Source organism: Arthrobacter sp. 210 2 (assembly GCF_059093025.1).
This window is the reverse complement of the sequence record NZ_JBNHIE010000001.1, coordinates 414,108-431,488: the sequence shown is the minus strand read 5'-3', so window position 1 is coordinate 431,488 and position 17,381 is coordinate 414,108. Positions and strand designations below refer to the sequence as shown.

Here is a 17,381-nt window from a genome sequence, read left to right as displayed (position 1 = left end):
GTGAGGTACGACGGCGGGGCGGGCCGCCGTCGTACCTCACGTTTGCTTGCCACTTCCCACCGCCAAGCCATACCGTCTCCCCTAGCGGTTCCACCCACAAGCGGAAGGCATTCCATGCTGCAGGAAGTGGCTGAGGGCGTTTTGGTCCACGAGAGCGCGTTCATCCAGAGCAATTCCGTTGTTGTGCAGGGCCGGGACGGTGTGCTGCTCATCGACCCCGGCATCACCAGCAGCGAAATGGCGGACCTCGCGAACGACCTCCGCCGGCTGGGCCAGCCCGTCGTAGCAGGCTTCTCCACGCACCCCGATTGGGACCACGTGCTCTGGCACCCGGACTTCGGCGACGCACCCCGCTATGGAACAGCCCGCTGCGCCGCCTCCATCCGGGATGTGCTGGCGGCCCCGGACTGGAAGGACCGGGTAGCTGAGGGGCTGCCGCCGGAGCACGCCGACGAGATCCCGATGGATCTGCTCGGCCTCATTACCGGCCTGCCCGCCGATGCTGCGCACATTGCCTGGGACGGCCCCGGCATCCGGATCATCGAGCATCAGGCCCATGCTCCCGGCCATGCCGCCCTGTTGATCGAGGAGCGCCGGGTCCTCGTCGCAGGCGACATGCTCTCGGACATCATGATGCCGTTCCTCGACCTGGAGGCCGCGGATCCGCTCGGGGACTACCTCGCCGCGCTGCGGCTGTTCGACGGCGTTGCAGCCGACGCCGATGCCGTCATCCCCGGCCACGGCTCGGTGGGCGGAGCTGGACAGCTGCGGGCACGCATCGAACAGGACCGCGCGTACGTGCAGGCCCTGCAGGACGGCCGCGTTCCCGACGACCCGCGGGTTGGTCCAGCGGCCCCGTTGGACTGGCTGCCGGAGGTGCATGACTGGCAACTCCAGCGGCTCGCCCAAAAGAGCCAGGGCCAGACGACGTCCGGCTAGCCGTGCTGCCCGTGTCCGTGCCTGTGTCTTGGGACTAGGCTTCGGTCATGGGACTCATCATCACACTGCTGATCATCTGGCTTGTTCTGTCCATCCTGGGCTTCATCATCGAGGGCCTGTTGTGGCTGGCCCTCATCGGCCTGGTGCTGTTCGCCGCCACAGCCGCCTGGGGCTGGGTCAAGCGCAGAGCCAGGACCTGACGCCCCTGCGCCACCCAACCTTGCGCCAATCTTTCAGAAAATCCCGCACGTTCCTGATGCTTATGCCGCAGGATCGGGGCAGGTTGACGCACGAGAGTTGGGGGACATCATGATGGACGACGGCGGCACAGGCGCCGCGGACGGGGGCGGGGACGCCCTGAGCGGCGAGACCATGGTCATCCGGACCTGGTTTGAGCCAAGGGGCGAGCCCAGTTTCCGGGCCCGGATCACGTACGGCAAGGCGACCGGCGGGGAACCGAGCAGATTTGCCACCGCGGATCCGGACGAAGTCCTGGCCGTGGTGCGCCAGTGGCTCGAGGCCCAGCGCGCCGACAACTAGCGCTTTTTGCCGTCCCTTGCATTCGGTGCCGGCGGCAGTGGCTAGGTTTTCTCATGCTGGATCCACTGGCACAGGCACAGGTCCTCATCCGAGACGATGTCTCATCACTTCCCATTCTGTGGGGCTGGTACTGGGGAAACGGCGGGAACGCAGGCCTGGTGGAATTCGATGCCTGCCTCTACGACCTCATGGTTCTTGACGCCTTTGACCTGAAAATCCTGGCGTGGGCTCTCGAGGACTTCGCGCTGCATTCGTGACTCGGCCGCCACAGAGTGCAGAGCGGTGCGCTTCCTGGCTCCACAACCTTCCGGGCAGGCGGTTCCGGCGTAAGCTGGGAAGGAACCGTCTGGAGGTGGGCGCATTCACGCCGCATGTTCTTCATCGCGGTTGAAGACACTTCGTAAGGACGCGCCATGGACGCTATGCCTCTCGGCTCAGAACTGCAGGACGATGTTGCCTCCCGGCTCCAGGACATGGTCCTGGAAACCTCTGATGCCGAAGAATTCTTCCAGGAACTGGCCACCTTCTCCGCGTCGCTCCTCTCTCCGCCCGAATCCAAGGCCCACTGCAACGTCACCGTGGTGCGCAGGAAAAAGCCCGTTACGGTGGCCTGCAGCAGCCCCAGGGCACGGGAGATGGATGAGCTCCAATACGCCTTCGGCGACGGGCCTTGCCTGACAGCCATGCGCACCGGCACCACCACCTACGTTCCGGACGTTTCAAAAGAGCACCGCTGGCCGCAATACATCCGCGCCGTCGCGCAAAAGGGGATCCAATCAATCCTGGGTGTTCCCCTGCGCCTGGAGGGAGACTCCACCGCTGCTTTAAACATCTACTCCTCGCGTCCTTATGGAATATCCGGCGAGGACATCGCCCGCGCCGAACTGTTCGGCGAACAGTCCGCCAAGACCCTCCGCTTAGAGCTGCGCCTGACGAGGCTCCAGGAAGCGAAAGACAACCTGGAAGCGGCGATGAAGTCCCGGACTGCCATCGATATCGCAGTCGGCGTGATCATGGCCCAGAACCGGTGCAGCCAGGATGCGGCGATAACCATCCTGAGGAAAGCCTCCAGCTCCCGCAACATGAAACTGCACAACGTAGCGGCCGCAGTCATCGAATCCGTTTCACCCCATACACCCTTGCGGACATTTTTCGACGAATAACGCCCGGATTCCTCTGCCTGCTCTTCAGGCCCGCTCTTCAGCTGGCGGCGTCCAGGGAGAGCTCTTCAAGTGCGGATGCCAGAGCCTCCGTATCAAACCAGCGGGCAACCAGGATGCCGTGAATAAAGGCGTCGAATTCGACGGGGTGACAGCGCCCGCCGTGGTTCCAATACGAGATCCAGAGGTCTATCAAGGACACGTCCGCACGCCCCAGGAGCGTGGTGGCTGTCTGCCGCAGGTCTTCCATGACCAATGCTCGCTTCTGCTACGCCCACCCTGCAAGAGCAGTAGCAGGCGGTCTGTCAGGGGTGAAACTGGAAGCTTGTGCGGGGACGAAGAAAGCCCGCCGGTGGGGGACCGACGGGCTTTCCGAAACTGACGTTACAGGCAAGTAATTTGGTGAACGAGTGGACGATTACGTACGACGACGTCAGCGATCTCGGATGAGTGCAGCGGTTAAAAGTGGTTGTTGACTCTCCCGGCCGGCAGGCCGAAGCTTTGGGGATGACCAAAGAACCTGAAGCGCTGATGGCTGTCATCGACCGGCTGGCCGAGCGGTTCCCCCATCACCAACGCTCCGTGATTGAAGATGTGGTCGCCGAAGAGCACGGCCTGCTCGACGACGGGCCCGTCCGGGACTACGTACCGCTCCTTGTGGAACGGGCGGCAAAGCTGCGCCTCGCCCATCAGTAGCCCATCCGGTCCGCGCCAATCAGCGCAAGCCGAGCGCCGCCGTCGTACGCCCTCACGCCCCGCCTACCCCGCCCTCCGGGACAACGAGGACGGGCCGCTGCTGGTGGCGGATCAGGGCGGCAGGCACGGACCCCTCGAGGACCCTGTCCAGCCACGCCACAGACCCCGGCCGGCCGGCGCCCACCACGAGCAGCGCCGCATCGGTGTTCCTGGCCAGGCGGTTGAGGGCCTTGGAGACGTCGCCGTTGAGTACGCGGAAGGACCAGGACTCCCCCGGTTCCCCCAGAACATCTTCAAGCCGCCGCTGCAGGTGTGCGGAAGGGAATTCGGCTTCTTCGTTGATGCTCGGGTCCAGGGACAGGGCTGTCCGCTGGTTCGCCGGCGCCCATTCCATGAGGTAGCTGGCCGGGTCGACGAACGCGCAGATCAGGTGCTCTCCCATTGCCGCCGCCAGGGCTGCGGCCGTGCGGACCAGGTGTTCGGAGAAGTTCCATTCAACGCCGACGACGATGGGCCCGTCCGGCCATTCCTTACCGGACATGCTGTCCCCGCACGCACGGCGCGGCCGCGAAAAGCGGGCCAGTTCCAGCTCCGGCGGACATGGCTACTTCCCGGTGAGCTCCGTGTAGAGCGCCTGGACCCGGGCTTTGATGTCGTCCCGGACCAGGCGCATCCGTTCCATGCCCTCGATGCCGCGTTCGGAGGGCTCGTCCGTTTCCCAGACTTCGAAACGCTTGCCCTCGCGCGGTTCAAGCTTGGCCTCAGTGCCCAGGACGATGACGGCGTCCACGGTGTCCAGGACCTCGTCGGTGACCGGTTTGGGATATTCGCCGGTGACGTCGATGCCCAGTTCGGTCAGGGACTCCACCGCCTGGGGGTTCAAGTCCTTGGCGGGCTTGGTGCCGGCGGAGTAGACGGCAATCTTGTCGCCGGCGAGGTCACGCATGAGTCCGGCGGCGAGCTGGGATTTGCCGCCGTTCTTGCTGCAGACGAACAGCACGGACGGAGTCTTGTCCTGGCTCATGAGGAGGTTGTTTCCTTTTCAGTTGGTGGTGCCGGAGCGGCCGTGGGCCAGGCCGGTGGGGAAGCCCACCAGCACCGGTTCGGGTGCGGCGCAGCAACCGGACTCTGAGGCCTCTGCCGCTACGGCCGACACGGGGACGTCGCAGCTGGTGCCGGCGTCCGTGGAGCAGACCCCGGTTTCGGGGAGTTCGAGGTGGACCGTGTCGGCGGATTCCTGGTCGCCGGCGAGGGCGGCGGCAACCGAGCGGACCTGCTCGCAGCCGGTGGCCAGCAGGAAGGTGGGGGCCCGGCCGTAGGACTTCATCCCCACGATGTAGAAGTCCTTGTCCGGATGGGCGAGCAGCTTGGCACCGTGCGGCGGGACGGTGCCGCAGGAGTGGAATTCCGGGTCGATCAGCGGGCCCAGTTCCATGGGCGCTTCGACGGCGGGGTCCAGGTTGAGGCGGAGCTCGCGCAGCATGTCCAGGTCCGGGCGGAAGCCCGTACAGGGAACCACGACGTCGGCCACGAGGGTGCGGCCGTCCATGGCACCGACGGTGACGGATGAGTCCAGGGATTTGATCGAGCTGATCCCGAACCCGGTGTGCAGATCGATTTTTCCGGCCTCCACGAGCCGGCGGACCCGGCCGCCGAGCTGGCCGCGGGCAGGCAGCCCGTCCAGGTCGCCTCCCCCGTAGACCTTGTCCGCAGTTGCACCCCTGACTGCCCACAGGATCCGGGTGTCCGGCTCTTCCTTGGCGAGGTCAGCGAGGTTGATGAGGGTGTTGGCGGCGGAGTGTCCGGCACCGACCACAAGGACCCGGCGCCCGGCAAAGGCAGCACGGTCACGGCCGGCGACATCGGGCAGCGGCGCCGAGATCCGTTCCCCTGCTGCTTTTTCGCCGATGGCGGGCAGGCCCGAGGTGCCCAGCGGGTTGCGGGTGGACCAGGTGCCGGAGGCGTCGATGACTGCTGCCACGGTGTGGTCCCGGGTTTCGCCGCCGGCGTGCTCCACCCGCACCACAAAGGGTGTGGTGTCCCGGCCCTTGATGTGGGTCTTGTCCAGGCCCTGCCGGGTGACGGCGGTGACGCGCGCGCCGGTCTGCAGGCGCGAGGCGATTTGGGGAAGGGCGGCCAGGGGCGCCAGGTAGTTGTCGATCAGCTCGCCGCCGTAAGGCAGTGCGGTGGGCCGGGGTGCCTCCCAGCCGGCCGCTTCGAGGAGGCGGACGGCAGCGGCGTCCGTGTTGAACCGCCACGGTGAGAAGAGACGGATGTGGCGCCAGTGCTGGATGGCCGCGCCCGCCGTCGTACCTGCTTCAAGGATCAGCGGTTCCAGGCCCCGCTCAAGCAGGTTGGCGGCGGCGGCCAGGCCAATGGGCCCGGCGCCGATCACGGCGACTGGAAGCTTCTTCGCTGAATCCATGGTGTCCTCTTTCATCCGTAGCGGCGGCGGGGTGCGGTTAAGCGGCGGGGCTGCCCAACTAGGTCGCAGTAGTTGTCGTTTTGAGGCCCCAAAACGACAACTACTGCGACCTAGTTGGGTGGGGGTCAGCAGCAGTCCTCGTCTTCGCAGCAACCCGAGTCGCCGCAGCATCCGTTGGTCGTGAGGCTCACCCCCTCCCCTGTTTAGGTTTGGGCTACCTGGCGGCCGGGATCAGGGAGTCGATCAGGCCCTCGATGCGGCTCTTGATCTCGTCCCGGATGGGGCGGACGGAGTCGACGCCCTTGCCGGCCGGGTCCTCCAGCACCCAGTCCTCGTAGCGCTTGCCGGGGAAGTAGGGGCACTCGTCGCCGCAGCCCATGGTGATCACCACGTCCGACTCCTTGACGGCCTCGGTGGTGAGGACCTTGGGCACCTCGGCGGACATGTCGATCCCGAGCTCTGCCATGGCTTCAACGGCGGCGGGGTTGATCTTTTCGGCGGGCTGGGACCCGGCGGAGCGGACCTCGATCTGGCCCTTGCCGAGCGTGGTGAGGAACGCGGCGGCCATCTGGGAACGGCCGGCGTTGTGGACGCAGACGAACAGGACGGAGGGCTTCTTGGCTGTTTCGGTGCTCACGGGTGTCTCCTGGTATCGGTTGGGTTGGACTGCTGACACTCCCCAACCGAACATTGATGATGATCGATATAGCGAGTATCTGGCCATACATTGATAAATGTCAATATGTTGTTGTGAAGAGTTCCACTGCGGGATCAAGCAGCCGTAATGCGGGGCGCGAGGTCCGTGACCCGGCCGGCTATGTCGGCAAAGGCAGCGTCGAAGGCGTCCTTGGTGCCGAGCCGCAGCGGGTCCGGGATGGACCAGTGGATTCCCGCCAGCCCGGTCAGCTCCTCGTGCGCGTTGTCGCATACGGTCACCACGAAATCCGCGTCACCGGCGACGTCATCCAGCGCCTGGGGTGCAACGGCGGGAAGGTGCAGCCCGTGGCGGCGGGCGGCGTCGACGGCCCCGGTGGCGATGCGGTCCGCGGGGTGCGTCCCGGCAGACGCTGACGGGACGGTACTGGCCTGGCGCCACAGGGCGGCGGCCAGCTGTGAGCGGGCGCTGTTGCGCGTGCAGACGAACAGGACCCGCTGCGCGCCGTGGACCGCGCCGGGAACCAGCCCGTCCAAAGCCCCGGGGGCCAGCCGGAGGTAGCTGCGGCGCCTGTCCGCCTCGGAGCGGTGCCGGGTTGCCAGGCCGGCGTCCTCCAGCGTTTTCAGGTGGTGTGCGAGCAGGTTGGAGGACATCCCCAGCTCCGCCTGCAGTTCCGTGGGCGAGAAATCCCCCAGCGTCAGGAGGTCAACGATGCGCAGGCGTGCCGGATCGGCGAGAGCCGCATGCCGCGCAACGCGCGCTTCAAAGTCGGAAGCTGGCTCAATGTTCATTGATTCAATTTTGACTGAGCTATTCGCGGTGCGTCAAGCTTGGTGGCATGACTTTGAACCAGCCGCCGTTGTGGCGCCGCGCCGTGGCCGAACTGCTCGGCACCGCCCTGCTCGTTGCCATCGTTGTGGGTTCCGGGATCGCCGCCCAGCAACTCTCCCCCAACGACGTGGGCCTGCAGCTGCTCCAGAACAGCACCGCCACCGTCCTTGGCCTGACGGTGCTGATCCTGGTGTTCGGCCCGGTCAGCGGCGCGCACTTCAACCCCGTCGTCTCCCTGGCCGACTGGTTCCTCGGCCGGCGCAGCCGCTCGGGCCTGACCCTGCCGGACCTCGGCGCCTATGTCGCCGCCCAGGTCACCGGGGCCATCGGTGGCAGCGTGCTCGCCAACGCAATGTTCGACGTCGGGACCTCCTTCTCCGCGAAGGACCGGGCAAGCGGTGGGCACCTGCTGGGCGAAGTCGTGGCCACCGCCGGGCTGGTCCTGCTCATCTTTGCCCTGGCCGCCACCAACCGCGGGGCCCTCGCCGCGCCCGCCGTGGGTGCCTACATCGGGGCCGGGTACTGGTTCACTTCCTCAACCGCGTTCGCCAATCCCGCCGTGACCGTCGGCAGGATCTTCAGCGACACCTTCGCCGGCATCGCCCCAGGCTCCGTACTCCCGTTTGTGATCGCCCAGCTGGTGGGCGCAGCCGTCGGCCTGGGCCTGCTGCTCCTGCTGTTCCCGGCTGCCGCGCGGGCCGCGGACGACGTCGTTATCCCGCACGGCAGCCGGGCAACCAAGCCGTAGGCGGCGGCGCCAATACCTCCGTCCGGTAGCCCAAAAGATAAGCCCGCCCGGCGAAGTGCCGGACGGGCTTATCAAGGCAACGCAGCTACTGGGAGGCGCTGGTACCGCCCTTGGCGCGGCGGCCGATGAAGTAGGCGCCTGCCGCGACCAGGAGGAGCAGGACTGCGCCGATGCCGATGAACAGGCCCGTATTGTCCTGTCCGGATGTTGCGGATGCGGCTGCCGGGCTTTCGGTGGCAGGCGCCGGGCTCGGGGCCGCTGAGGTGGCAGCTGAGGTGGCTGTAGGTTCCGTGGTGGCCGCCGCCGTCGACGTCTCCTCCGGGCCGTGGCTCCCGGCCCCGGCGTAGGTGAACGTAAAGGTGCCGTCGATGGGGTGCCCGTCGGCGGAAACGGCCCGCCACTCAACTGTATGTTCGCCGTCGTGGTCGATGGCGGCGTCGACGCTCAAGGTTGAGCCCTCGGCACGCACGTCCCCGCTGCTGACCACGTGGCCGTCGGGGGCGGTGACCGTGATGATGTTTGAACCGGGAAGCCCGGTGTCCGGTGCATTGGTCAGGGTGATGGAGACTTTGCCGGGGTTTGTGGTGACGGTTTCACCGGCGGCAGGGCTGGTGGACGCCAGGGCGTCGTGGGCCTGGGCAGGTGCGGAACCGGCCAGCAGGCTCAGGGCGAGGGCAGCGGCTGCGGCGCCTGAGGTCAGTACGCGGCGGATGGGAAAGCTCATTGGTGGTTGTCCTTTCAGGGGACTGTGTCCGGCCAAGCGTGAGGGTGGGCCGGACGTAATTCGGGGAAGGTAAAGGGGCCCGGCCTGATCAGGCGGGCGTGCCGATGGCCGACAATGTCCGCCCGGGAGGCAGCCGGCGGGCCGCGGCGCGGCGGAATGCGGACTGCCGTGTGCCGCTTCATTACGGCCTTTTTCGGCAGAGCGCAGACACGGTACGCGGCCGGCAGCCGGACAGGGTGCAGGATGGCGGCCAGCGGGGCGAGCCACGCCTTAAGCTGCCACAGTGCGGCCTCTCCGCGGGCCAGCACGACGGCGGTGGCGGCGATGGCGAGCAGATGCGCTGCCAGCATGGCCGGGGCGGGCAGCGCGGCCAGGGCGTGACCTGTCAGCTCCATGGCGGAACCTGGAGTGCCGGCGCAGGTGGGGATGGTGATGTCCCGATGGTGGCCGTGGGCGGCGACGCCACTTCCGACACAATGCACAGACGGTCCGGAGAGTGCGGTGAAGGCCCAGTGGAGGGCCGCCTGGCCTGCTGCGAGAATGGCGGCCATAGCGGGGAGCCGGAAGCGGCGGCGGGAGAGCAGCATCACGGGGGCCATGCACAAAACCGCCAGCAGGAGCAGGACCGGAACCGGTGGCAGGTGCCCGCCCGCGGCGGTGTGCGCGGCAGCCGCAAGCCCAATGCCGGAGCCCGTGATCACGCCGGAGCGCAGAAAGCGCAGGGGCGGCTGTGCGGGCATGGTCCTGCCTTTCATACTCGGAGCGGGCGGGCCTGGTTGCTGCTGACCCGGCGTCAGTCGTGGACGGGTTCGCCGGTGACCCGGTGGTCTGCGTGGTTGATGGTCTCCCGGATCAGCCTAATAAGGTGCCCGTCATGCAGCGAGTAAATGACATGCCTGCCGTCCTTGCGCGTGTCCACCAGTCCGCTCAACCGCAGCTTGGCAAGGTGCTGGCTGACCACCGTCCGGGGAACGCCGGCTGCGGCCGTGAGTTCCGTGACGCTCTTGGGACCCTGGGCGAGCTGCCAGAGCAGGTGCAGCCGGGTGGGTTCGGCCAGCATCCGCAGCGTCCCGGCGGCCGTTTCCAGCAGCTCCGCCCCTGGAGCCACCTCATGGACGAGCGAGGGTTCTTCAGTGCCGGCGCTGGGAGGACTGCTCGGTTGGCTGCTCAACGGGCTGCTCCTCGATAACGGCCGGCCTGCCTCCGTGCTGCTGCGCCGGGGCCAGGACAGGAAGGCTCCTGCGCTACCCAGTATCGCAAGAATTGTCAGCGCCAATGCGGCCCAGCCCAGGCCGGCGGCAGCGCCCAGCCAGCCGGCAAGGGGGTAGGCGATGATGTAGCAGGCGTGCGAGAGCGAGAACTGGGCAGTGAACACATACGGCCGGGTCTCCTCCGTGGAGGCGTCACGGAGCAGCCGCGACGACGGCGTGAGGATGATTGAGTTGCCCGCGCCAAGGACGAACCACAGCCCCAGCAGCCACCACCAGCCAGCTTCCGGCTCAGCGAAGGCAACCACAGCCACGCAACCGGCCAGTGCTGCGGGGATGGCGGCCTCGCCGGCCAGCATCACGGCGCGGTCGCCGAAGCGCTCCAGGACGCGGGGTGCAAACAACGCAACGAGCATGGAGCCGACGCCGAAGGATGCCAGCGCCAGTGCAAGGTCGGTGTCGGCGCGGCCGAGCACGTCACGGACGTAGACCACGGTGTTGACGAGGACCATGGCGGTGGGTGCGGCGACCACCACGTTCAGGGCTAGCAGGGACCGCAGCCGGCTGGTCCGCCAGAAAATCCGGGCACCGAGGGTGGTCCGGTGCCACAGCGATGTTGCCGGCACGGCTGTCGCTTCAATTTTCGGGAGGACGGTTACGGCGACCATCAGCGCCGAGAAAAGGAACCCGAACACGGTGCCCAGGAACAGGTTGTTGTAGCTGACGACGGTGAGCAGCAGTGCCGCCGCGGCGGGGCTGACCAAGGCTTCCATGTCATACGCGAGCCGGGACAGGGAAAGGGCCCGCGTGTAGTCCCGCTCCTCCTTCAGCACTGTGGGAATCAGCGACTGGAACGCCGGCGTGAAGGTGGCCGATGCCGACTGCAGCAGGAACACCAACACATAGATCTGCCACGCCTCGGTGATGAACGGCAGGCACAGCGCCATCGCGCCCCGGACCAGGTCGGCCCCAATCAGCACGGGCTTCTTCGGCAACCGCGCCACCACCGCGTTGATCACCGGAGCGAAGCCCACATAGGCCAGCATCTTGATCAGCAGGGCCGTGCCCATGACGGCGCCGGCGTTGCTGCCTGCCAGGTCGAACGCGAGCAAGCCCAGCGCGACTGTGAGGAGCCCCGTCCCCAGCAGCGCCACCACCTGCGCCGCGAACAACCGCCGGTAGGTCACATTCCGCAGAACGTCCAGCATTCGACACCCTTTCGAGTTCACATGTGCGTAAGTATGCACCTAATTCTACGCCTCCGAGCATGGTTGGTGAGCGGTTGAACGGGCAAGGCATCGCTACAGTAGGTGCTGGACGGAAGGCAATAACCATGACCGAAGAGACGCACACCGGCTTGGCGGGAACCGTCCTGCGTGAGCGGTACCGAGTGGAAGAAGTCCTTGGCCACGGCGGAATGGGCAGCGTCTACCGCGGGACCGACCTGGTTCTTGATCGGCAGGTGGCGCTGAAGATCTTCCGCGAGGACGTCACCGACCCGGAGGAACTGGCCCGGCAGCAGGCGGAAGCCCGGATGCTCGCCCAGCTGAACCACCACGGCCTGGTCACGCTTTTCGACACCGGCACGCTGCTCCGCGGCCACAGGGAAGTGCCCTTCCTGGTCATGGAGCTTGTTAACGGAACCGACCTTCGCCGCCACCTCGCAGCCGGGCCGCTGGCCGGAGACGAAGCGGCGCGGCTGGGAGCCGAACTGGCTGAAGCACTGCAGTACATCCATCAGCGCGGCGTAGTGCACCGCGACGTAAAACCCGCGAACATCCTGCTGACCCGTTACGCGGCGGATTCCCCGCTGCGGCCCAAGCTTGCCGACTTCGGCATCGCAAGAATGCTCGACGGCGCCCGGCTCACCGCCACCAACATGGTTCCGGGAACAGCGGCCTACTTGAGTCCGGAGCAGGCCCGCGGGGACACGGTGGGGCCGCCCGCGGACATCTACTCGCTGGGCCTGGTGCTGCTGGAGGCCCTCACCGGGACGGTGGCATTCCCCGGGCCTCCGCTCGAAGCCGCAGTGGCACGTCTCTCCCGGCTTCCGGACATTCCCGATTCCCTTGGCCCGCAGTGGACGCCGCTGCTGACCGGCATGACGTCCCTGGACCCGCAGGACAGGCCGGATGCAGCGGGCGTCGCCAGGAGACTGGGATCCGTGGGATGGAGCCTGCCGGCGGAAGGAGCCGGTGATACTGCCGTCGCATCGGCCCACCCGGCCACGCGGATCCTGGACGCGGGTGTCGCCGGGACCCGGGTGGCCGGGAGCCCGGCCGCGCAAGGGAGCAGGCTGCCCGTCCTCGCTGACAGCCAGGCCACCAACGCCACGTCATGGCAGCCTGCCCCACAGTTGCCGGCGCGGGCACCTGCCTCGGCAGATCCGAAGCCTCCCCGGAAGCGTGCCGGGGACAAACCCGGCCCGCTGCGGCGCCGCCTGTGGATCCTGGCCGCTGCCGTCGTCGTCGTACTCATCCTCGGGGCGGTCCTGCTGACGTCCCTCCAGGGGCCGCAGCCCGCGCCGGTGGATCCCGGGCCCGCCATCCCCGGGCAGCTGGGCGAACACTTCAAGGAACTCGAAGAAAGCGTCAGGCCATGAACCGCCAAGCACGCCGAAAGCTGGCCACCGCCGTCCTTGCCGCCTGCCTTGGCGGAGCTCTGTTGGCCGGGTGCTCCCCTGCGCTCTACCTGGACGGTGCGGTGGCCGGCCAGCTGCAGACCCGCGTGGCCTCGGCAAAGGAACGGGCTGCGGCGCAGGACTTCCCGTCGGTGCTGGCCGAGCTTCAGCAGCTGAACCAGGACGTGGCAGCCGCTGCGGACCAGGGCAAGGTCTCGCAGCAGCGGAAAGCCCGGATCGAGGCGGCCATCAGCACGATCAGGAGTGACCTGGAAGCAGCCCTGGCACCGGCGCCAACGCCCCCCGCAACCGATCGACCGCTGACCAAGGACGAACAGGAGCGGCTCGAAGAGGCGCAAAAAGAGGCCGAGAAGCAGCGCAAGGAGGCGCAGAAGGAGGCCGAAAAGCAGGTCGAAGAGGCACAGGAGGAAGCCGAAAAGCAACGCAAGGAGGCCAAGGAGGAAGCTGAAAAGCAGCGGAACAGGGACTAAGCGTTGACGTGGCCCCGGCGGCGGCCCACACCGGCGCTACCTGTTTCGGTCGTGGATGCCAGGAGTTCGCCTACGGCGCACACGGCCCGGCCGAGAGTTGGCACCGCGTAAAGTGGAAGCATTATGGATGACCCTCCTTCACATATGCCCTGGCCCCTCCACCTTCTGACCGGTTCGCCGGCCACCACGGGAGAGGGGCGCCCGAATGTATGAATGGATCATGCTGGGTATCGGCCTTGTCCTGACGGTCGGTACCGGTTTCTTTGTTGCTTCCGAGTTCGCCCTGGTCAATCTGGACCGCGGCGATCTTGAAGCCCGCCAGGCGCGCGGTGAAAAGCGCCTGGGGCCCACCATCAAGGCCCTCAAGATCACCTCGACGCACCTTTCCGGTGCGCAGCTGGGCATCACGCTCACCACACTGCTGACCGGCTACACCTTCGAACCTGCCATCAGCCGGATGCTCAGCGGCCCCCTGCTCGCCGCCGGACTTCCTGAAGGCGCCGTGCCCGCGGTGGGTTCCGTTGTCGGCATTTTCCTTGCCACCATCTTCTCGATGGTGATCGGCGAGCTGGTCCCCAAGAACTTCGCCCTCGCGCTGCCCTTGGCGACGGCGAAGGTGGTGGTGCCGTTCCAGGCGCTCTTCACCGCCGTGTTCAAACCCGTGATCCTGCTGTTCAACAACACCGCGAACGCGATCATCCGGTCCTTCGGCATCGAACCGAAGGAAGAACTGTCCGGCGCCCGCAGCGCCGAGGAACTCAGCTCCTTGGTGCGGCGCTCTGCCCTGGAAGGCGTGCTCGACGCCGACCACGCAGTCCTGTTGCACCGCACCTTGCGCTTCTCCGAACACTCAGCCGCCGATGTCCTGACGCCGCGCGTGCGGATGACCGCGGTCAACGCCGATGACACTGCCGAAGAGATCATCGCCCTGGCTACCACCACCGGCTACTCCCGGTTCCCTGTCATCGGGGAGGACCGCGACGACGTCCTGGGCGTCCTGCACGTCAAGCAGGCCTTCGCCGTGCCCCTGGAAGACCGGGCCCGCGTCACCGCTTCAGAGCTGATGATCGCACCATTGAGGGTGCCTGAGTCGATGGGGGTCGACACGCTGCTGGTCCTGCTCCGCAAGCAGGGGCTCCAGGTGGCGATCGTTTCTGACGAGCACGGCGGCACCGCCGGCATCGTCACCCTTGAGGACCTGGTGGAAGAGATCGTGGGTGAACTCGAGGACGAGCACGACCGGGCGCGCGCCGGCGTGGTCCGGGTTGGCCGGTCCATCACCTTCGATGCGTCGCTGCGGCCGGACGAACTGCTGGACCGGACCGGCATCACTGTCCCGGATGACGAGGACTACGACACCATCGCCGGGTTCGTCACGGACCAGCTGGACCGCATCCCCGAACTCGGCGATGAAGTGCAGATCGACGGCGGGACCCTGCGTGTGGAGCGCGTCCTGGGCACGCATGTGGAGCGGATCCGCTTCACCCCGGACGAAACGCAGGAACCGCCCCAAAGCGCCCATGACCGCATCATCGACAACCTCACCTCGGAGCTGACCCATGAGTGAATACCTTCCCGGCATCATCTGGCTGGCGGTACTCCTGGTGGTCAACGCCTTCTTCGTCGGCGCCGAGTTCGCCGTCATCTCTGCCCGCCGCTCCCAAATCGAGCCCAAGGCCGAGGCCGGCAGCAAAGCCGCCAAAACCACGCTGTGGGCCATGGAGCACGCCACCCTCATGCTGGCCACCAGCCAGCTGGGCATCACGGTCTGTTCGCTGGTGATCCTGAACGTCTCCGAACCGGCCATCCACCACCTGCTGGAAATCCCGCTGGGCCTCACCGCGCTGTCCTACGAGGCGATCAGCATCATCGCGTTCGTCATCGCCCTGCTGCTGGTGACCTTCCTGCACGTGGTCCTGGGCGAGATGGTCCCCAAGAACATCTCCTTCTCCGTGCCCACCCGTGCGGCGCTGATCCTGGCCCCGCCGCTGGTGATGGTCTCCCGGGTGGTCAAGCCGGTGATCTGGACCCTGAACGGCATCGCCAACTCGATCCTGCGGCTGTTCAAAGTGGAGCCCAAGGACGAAGCCACCAGCGCCTACACCCTGGACGAGGTGGCCAACATCGTGGAGCAGTCCACCCGCGACGGCATGCTCAGCGACACCAGCGGCACGTTGACGGCCGCGTTCGAGTTCACCGCCAAGACCGTAGCGGACGTGGAGGTACCTATCAGCGAGATGGTGCTCCTGCCCGCCTCCGCCACCCCGGCGGACATCCAGCGCGCAGTGGCCCAACACGGCTACTCCCGGTACATCCTCACCGATGAGGCCGGCGTCCCCTCCGGCTACCTGCACCTCAAGGATGTGTTGGACCTGGTGACGCCGGAGAAGTTCACCCAGCCCGTTCCGGCGAAGCGGATCCGCCGCCTCGCCTCCGCTTTCAGCGGCGGTGAGCTCGAGGACGCGCTGGCCACGATGCGGCGCACCGGCGCCCACGTGGCCCGGGTGTTCGATGCCCACGGCAACACCACCGGTGTCCTGTTCCTCGAGGACATCATCGAAGAACTCGTGGGCGAAGTCCAGGACGCCACCAGCGCCTGACAGTCACCCTTGCTTTCGTGCCCGGCAGCGGTAAAAACACTGCTGCCGGGCATGACCGGTCTGGAGCACAATGCCCTTTTCCGCTGACTTACTGGCTCCCATCCTGGAACTCATGACCTGGATCGGTGTCCTCCCCGGCATCCCCCTGATCGTTACGGGCCTGATCATCGCCAAAAAACAATGCCCCTGGGCCCAGGCCGCGGGCGAAGTCGTCACCGCAGGTGCCTACAAAGCCCTCCAGTGGAGACCCAAGGACGAGGCAACATCCCGTCTCATCCTGCTGCCGGCTGATGAAGCCGCGAAGGTGACTGCCGGAACGTTCATCGTCTTCTACTACGACACCTGCCACCCTGCCCACTGGTCCATGTATCCTCCGCGGCAGCAGAACCCGCTTCTCGTTCTGGGCTGGATCCTGACCGGAGCCGGCGTCCTCTGTGCCGTTGTTGGTCTGGCGCTTACCACCATCTCCAGCTGAAGTCTGTCGGCCCCTCGCTTCCTTCCACAACCCGGATTACCCATTCACCTCGTGTGCCCTGACGATATGATCGCTCCATGGCCAGCCCCACGGAATTCCTGGGCCCCATCCTGGAGCTGATGACCTGGGTCGGGGTCGTACCGGGCGTGCCGCTTCTGATCATCGGCTGGATCATCCGCAAGCGCCGGTGCAACTGGTCCACCGCCAACGGTGAAGTTTTTACCGCCGGACGGTACCGGGGACTGCAATGGACCGACAATACCAGCACCTCCCGCCGGGGCCTTTTGGAGCCCGAACAGGCACCGGAACTTCAGGCCGGACACGTAGCGGTCCTGCACTACGACATCTGCCACCCCACACGCTGGCGGCTGGAACCCCCAAGGCACAACAACACCGCCACCGTCCTGAGCCTGGTACTGACCGGCGTGGGCATCGCAAGCGCGATCGCCGGTTCGTCCTCATGATGCTTTAGCGCCGTGCCCGAGGCACCATTTTTCACCCCAAGGGGTGTCCCACTTCCTTTGAAACTGCATCCCCCGGCGAGATGCCCCCTGCCGAACCGGGATACGCCTTCATCTGTCCTTTGAGGGCGGCTTCATGAGGATGTCCGTGAGTTGCGTCAGGCCGCCGGCCATGTCGACATTTTTGTCGTAGAGCCATTGCAGTTGCAGTCCGTCAAAGGCTGCGATGACCAGCCTCGCGAGTGCCTGCGCAGGAATATCATTGCGCACTTCACCCGATTCCTGGCGGCGTTGGATGTCCTCGCCCAACTCCGTCACAAGCATGGCGTAGCGGTCTACGAAATACGGGTGTGAGTCGTGCCCGGGATCGCTGGCCGTCGCTGAGGCCACGGCGTAAAGCGTGGTGAGTCCGGGCTCGTTGCGGTTCCGCTCTGCGACGGGCGCGAGCAGCCTCAGTCCTGTCTTGGCGTCATCGGCAGTACTCAGGACCCGGCGGTCCCGCTCGGACAGGACGGCAGTCAGCAGCTCCTGCTTGCCCCTGAAGTAGTGGAACAGGGTGGCCTCCTTCACCCCTACGAGCTCGGCCACCCGCTTCAGCGCCGCACCTTCAAAGCCTTCAGTGGCGAAGACATCCGTTGCTGTCTGGATGATTTGCTCCCGGCGCTCCGCTCCTTTGGCGTACTGGCCACGCGGCTTTGATGTTGGCATCACGACAGTTTATTTCAAGCGCCTCTCCTGAAAACCTAGTCTTACTTGGTTTTTGTGTATATGATCCTTTTCACGGCCCAACGGAGGGTCGCTTTCATCA

23 protein-coding genes and 1 pseudogene are annotated in these 17,381 nt (G+C 66.4%); 13 read left to right on the top strand and 11 right to left on the bottom strand.

Annotated features, from left to right (window positions below; all coding sequences use genetic code 11):
* Positions 1-114 precede the first annotated feature (114 nt).
* The 5 genes from AC5RWA_RS02075 (at position 115) to AC5RWA_RS02055 (ending at position 2,642) form a co-directional block, all read left to right on the top strand.
* Positions 115-939, top strand: coding sequence for an MBL fold metallo-hydrolase (locus AC5RWA_RS02075; RefSeq protein ID WP_494056349.1), 825 nt, complete (start codon positions 115-117; stop codon positions 937-939).
* A 47-nt stretch (positions 940-986) separates the two neighbouring features.
* Positions 987-1,139 carry an LPXTG cell wall anchor domain-containing protein gene (locus tag AC5RWA_RS02070; RefSeq protein WP_115525355.1) on the top strand — a complete coding sequence of 51 codons (153 nt, stop codon included), beginning with the start codon at positions 987-989 and terminating at the stop codon, positions 1,137-1,139.
* A gap of 109 nt (positions 1,140-1,248) precedes the next feature.
* On the top strand, positions 1,249-1,479 hold the full coding sequence (locus AC5RWA_RS02065) for a hypothetical protein (protein WP_494056348.1): 231 nt from the start codon (positions 1,249-1,251) through the stop codon (positions 1,477-1,479).
* 53 nt (positions 1,480-1,532) lie between these two features.
* Positions 1,533-1,736 (top strand): hypothetical protein, encoded by a 204-nt coding sequence (locus AC5RWA_RS02060; protein WP_079598695.1) that lies wholly within the window; start codon positions 1,533-1,535, stop codon positions 1,734-1,736.
* 156 nt (positions 1,737-1,892) lie between these two features.
* Positions 1,893-2,642, top strand: a complete 750-nt coding sequence (locus tag AC5RWA_RS02055) for a GAF and ANTAR domain-containing protein (protein ID WP_494056347.1) — start codon at positions 1,893-1,895, stop codon at positions 2,640-2,642.
* Positions 2,643-2,679: 37 nt separating this feature from the next.
* Here AC5RWA_RS02055 and AC5RWA_RS02050 read toward each other — a convergent pair whose 3' ends face one another.
* Positions 2,680-2,895 carry a hypothetical protein gene (locus AC5RWA_RS02050; RefSeq protein WP_494056346.1) on the bottom strand — a complete coding sequence of 72 codons (216 nt, stop codon included), beginning with the start codon at positions 2,893-2,895 and terminating at the stop codon, positions 2,680-2,682.
* A gap of 251 nt (positions 2,896-3,146) precedes the next feature.
* Between AC5RWA_RS02050 and AC5RWA_RS02045 the strand changes: the two genes are divergently transcribed.
* Entirely contained in the window at positions 3,147-3,335 is a 189-nt protein-coding gene (locus AC5RWA_RS02045) for a three-helix bundle dimerization domain-containing protein (RefSeq protein WP_115525357.1), read from the top strand.
* A gap of 52 nt (positions 3,336-3,387) precedes the next feature.
* Here the strand turns inward: AC5RWA_RS02045 and AC5RWA_RS02040 are convergent, their stop codons facing one another.
* From AC5RWA_RS02040 to AC5RWA_RS02020, 5 genes are all read right to left on the bottom strand, one after another.
* Complete coding sequence (locus tag AC5RWA_RS02040; RefSeq protein WP_494056345.1) at positions 3,388-3,876, bottom strand: universal stress protein; 489 nt, start codon at positions 3,874-3,876, stop codon at positions 3,388-3,390.
* A 63-nt stretch (positions 3,877-3,939) separates the two neighbouring features.
* Positions 3,940-4,359, bottom strand: coding sequence for an arsenate-mycothiol transferase ArsC (locus tag AC5RWA_RS02035; protein WP_494056344.1), 420 nt, complete (start codon positions 4,357-4,359; stop codon positions 3,940-3,942).
* 18 nt (positions 4,360-4,377) lie between these two features.
* Positions 4,378-5,760 carry an NAD(P)-binding domain-containing protein gene (locus AC5RWA_RS02030; RefSeq protein ID WP_494056343.1) on the bottom strand — a complete coding sequence of 461 codons (1,383 nt, stop codon included), beginning with the start codon at positions 5,758-5,760 and terminating at the stop codon, positions 4,378-4,380.
* Between the two features lie 214 nt (positions 5,761-5,974).
* Complete coding sequence (locus tag AC5RWA_RS02025) at positions 5,975-6,397, bottom strand: arsenate reductase ArsC (protein WP_494056342.1); 423 nt, start codon at positions 6,395-6,397, stop codon at positions 5,975-5,977.
* Positions 6,398-6,531: 134 nt separating this feature from the next.
* Positions 6,532-7,206, bottom strand: a complete 675-nt coding sequence (locus AC5RWA_RS02020) for an arsenate reductase/protein-tyrosine-phosphatase family protein (RefSeq protein ID WP_494056341.1) — start codon at positions 7,204-7,206, stop codon at positions 6,532-6,534.
* Between the two features lie 47 nt (positions 7,207-7,253).
* Between AC5RWA_RS02020 and AC5RWA_RS02015 the strand changes: the two genes are divergently transcribed.
* On the top strand, positions 7,254-7,994 hold the full coding sequence (locus AC5RWA_RS02015) for an aquaporin (RefSeq protein WP_494056340.1): 741 nt from the start codon (positions 7,254-7,256) through the stop codon (positions 7,992-7,994).
* An 85-nt stretch (positions 7,995-8,079) separates the two neighbouring features.
* Here AC5RWA_RS02015 and AC5RWA_RS02010 read toward each other — a convergent pair whose 3' ends face one another.
* The 4 genes and pseudogenes from AC5RWA_RS02010 to AC5RWA_RS01995 form a co-directional block, all read right to left on the bottom strand.
* Positions 8,080-8,718 carry a copper resistance CopC family protein gene (locus AC5RWA_RS02010; protein WP_494056339.1) on the bottom strand — a complete coding sequence of 213 codons (639 nt, stop codon included), beginning with the start codon at positions 8,716-8,718 and terminating at the stop codon, positions 8,080-8,082.
* 14 nt (positions 8,719-8,732) lie between these two features.
* Complete coding sequence (locus tag AC5RWA_RS02005) at positions 8,733-9,458, bottom strand: hypothetical protein (protein WP_494056338.1); 726 nt, start codon at positions 9,456-9,458, stop codon at positions 8,733-8,735.
* 53 nt (positions 9,459-9,511) lie between these two features.
* The gene (locus AC5RWA_RS02000; RefSeq protein ID WP_494056686.1) at positions 9,512-9,889 is read right to left on the bottom strand and encodes an ArsR/SmtB family transcription factor; all 378 of its coding nucleotides are present in this window, start codon (positions 9,887-9,889) and stop codon (positions 9,512-9,514) included.
* A gap of 24 nt (positions 9,890-9,913) precedes the next feature.
* A pseudogene (locus AC5RWA_RS01995) lies at positions 9,914-11,134 on the bottom strand (MFS transporter); the annotation flags it as partial.
* Between the two features lie 125 nt (positions 11,135-11,259).
* On the opposite strand from AC5RWA_RS01995, the gene AC5RWA_RS01990 reads away from it, so the two are divergent.
* The 6 genes from AC5RWA_RS01990 (at position 11,260) to AC5RWA_RS01965 (ending at position 16,576) form a co-directional block, all read left to right on the top strand.
* Entirely contained in the window at positions 11,260-12,528 is a 1,269-nt protein-coding gene (locus AC5RWA_RS01990) for a serine/threonine-protein kinase (RefSeq protein WP_494056337.1), read from the top strand.
* On the top strand, positions 12,525-13,037 hold the full coding sequence (locus AC5RWA_RS01985) for a hypothetical protein (protein ID WP_494056336.1): 513 nt from the start codon (positions 12,525-12,527) through the stop codon (positions 13,035-13,037). Before AC5RWA_RS01990 ends, AC5RWA_RS01985 begins: the two co-directional genes overlap by 4 nt.
* A 205-nt stretch (positions 13,038-13,242) precedes the next feature.
* The gene (locus tag AC5RWA_RS01980) at positions 13,243-14,604 is read left to right on the top strand and encodes a hemolysin family protein (RefSeq protein ID WP_494056335.1); all 1,362 of its coding nucleotides are present in this window, start codon (positions 13,243-13,245) and stop codon (positions 14,602-14,604) included.
* Positions 14,597-15,637, top strand: a complete 1,041-nt coding sequence (locus AC5RWA_RS01975) for a hemolysin family protein (RefSeq protein WP_494056334.1) — start codon at positions 14,597-14,599, stop codon at positions 15,635-15,637. The genes AC5RWA_RS01980 and AC5RWA_RS01975 overlap by 8 nt, the downstream gene beginning before the upstream one ends.
* Before the next feature lie 70 nt (positions 15,638-15,707).
* Positions 15,708-16,112, top strand: a complete 405-nt coding sequence (locus AC5RWA_RS01970; protein ID WP_494056333.1) for a hypothetical protein — start codon at positions 15,708-15,710, stop codon at positions 16,110-16,112.
* A 77-nt stretch (positions 16,113-16,189) separates the two neighbouring features.
* Positions 16,190-16,576, top strand: a complete 387-nt coding sequence (locus AC5RWA_RS01965; protein ID WP_494056332.1) for a hypothetical protein — start codon at positions 16,190-16,192, stop codon at positions 16,574-16,576.
* A gap of 108 nt (positions 16,577-16,684) precedes the next feature.
* Here the strand turns inward: AC5RWA_RS01965 and AC5RWA_RS01960 are convergent, their stop codons facing one another.
* Positions 16,685-17,281 carry a TetR/AcrR family transcriptional regulator gene (locus tag AC5RWA_RS01960; protein WP_494056331.1) on the bottom strand — a complete coding sequence of 199 codons (597 nt, stop codon included), beginning with the start codon at positions 17,279-17,281 and terminating at the stop codon, positions 16,685-16,687.
* Positions 17,282-17,381: the final 100 nt, after the last annotated feature.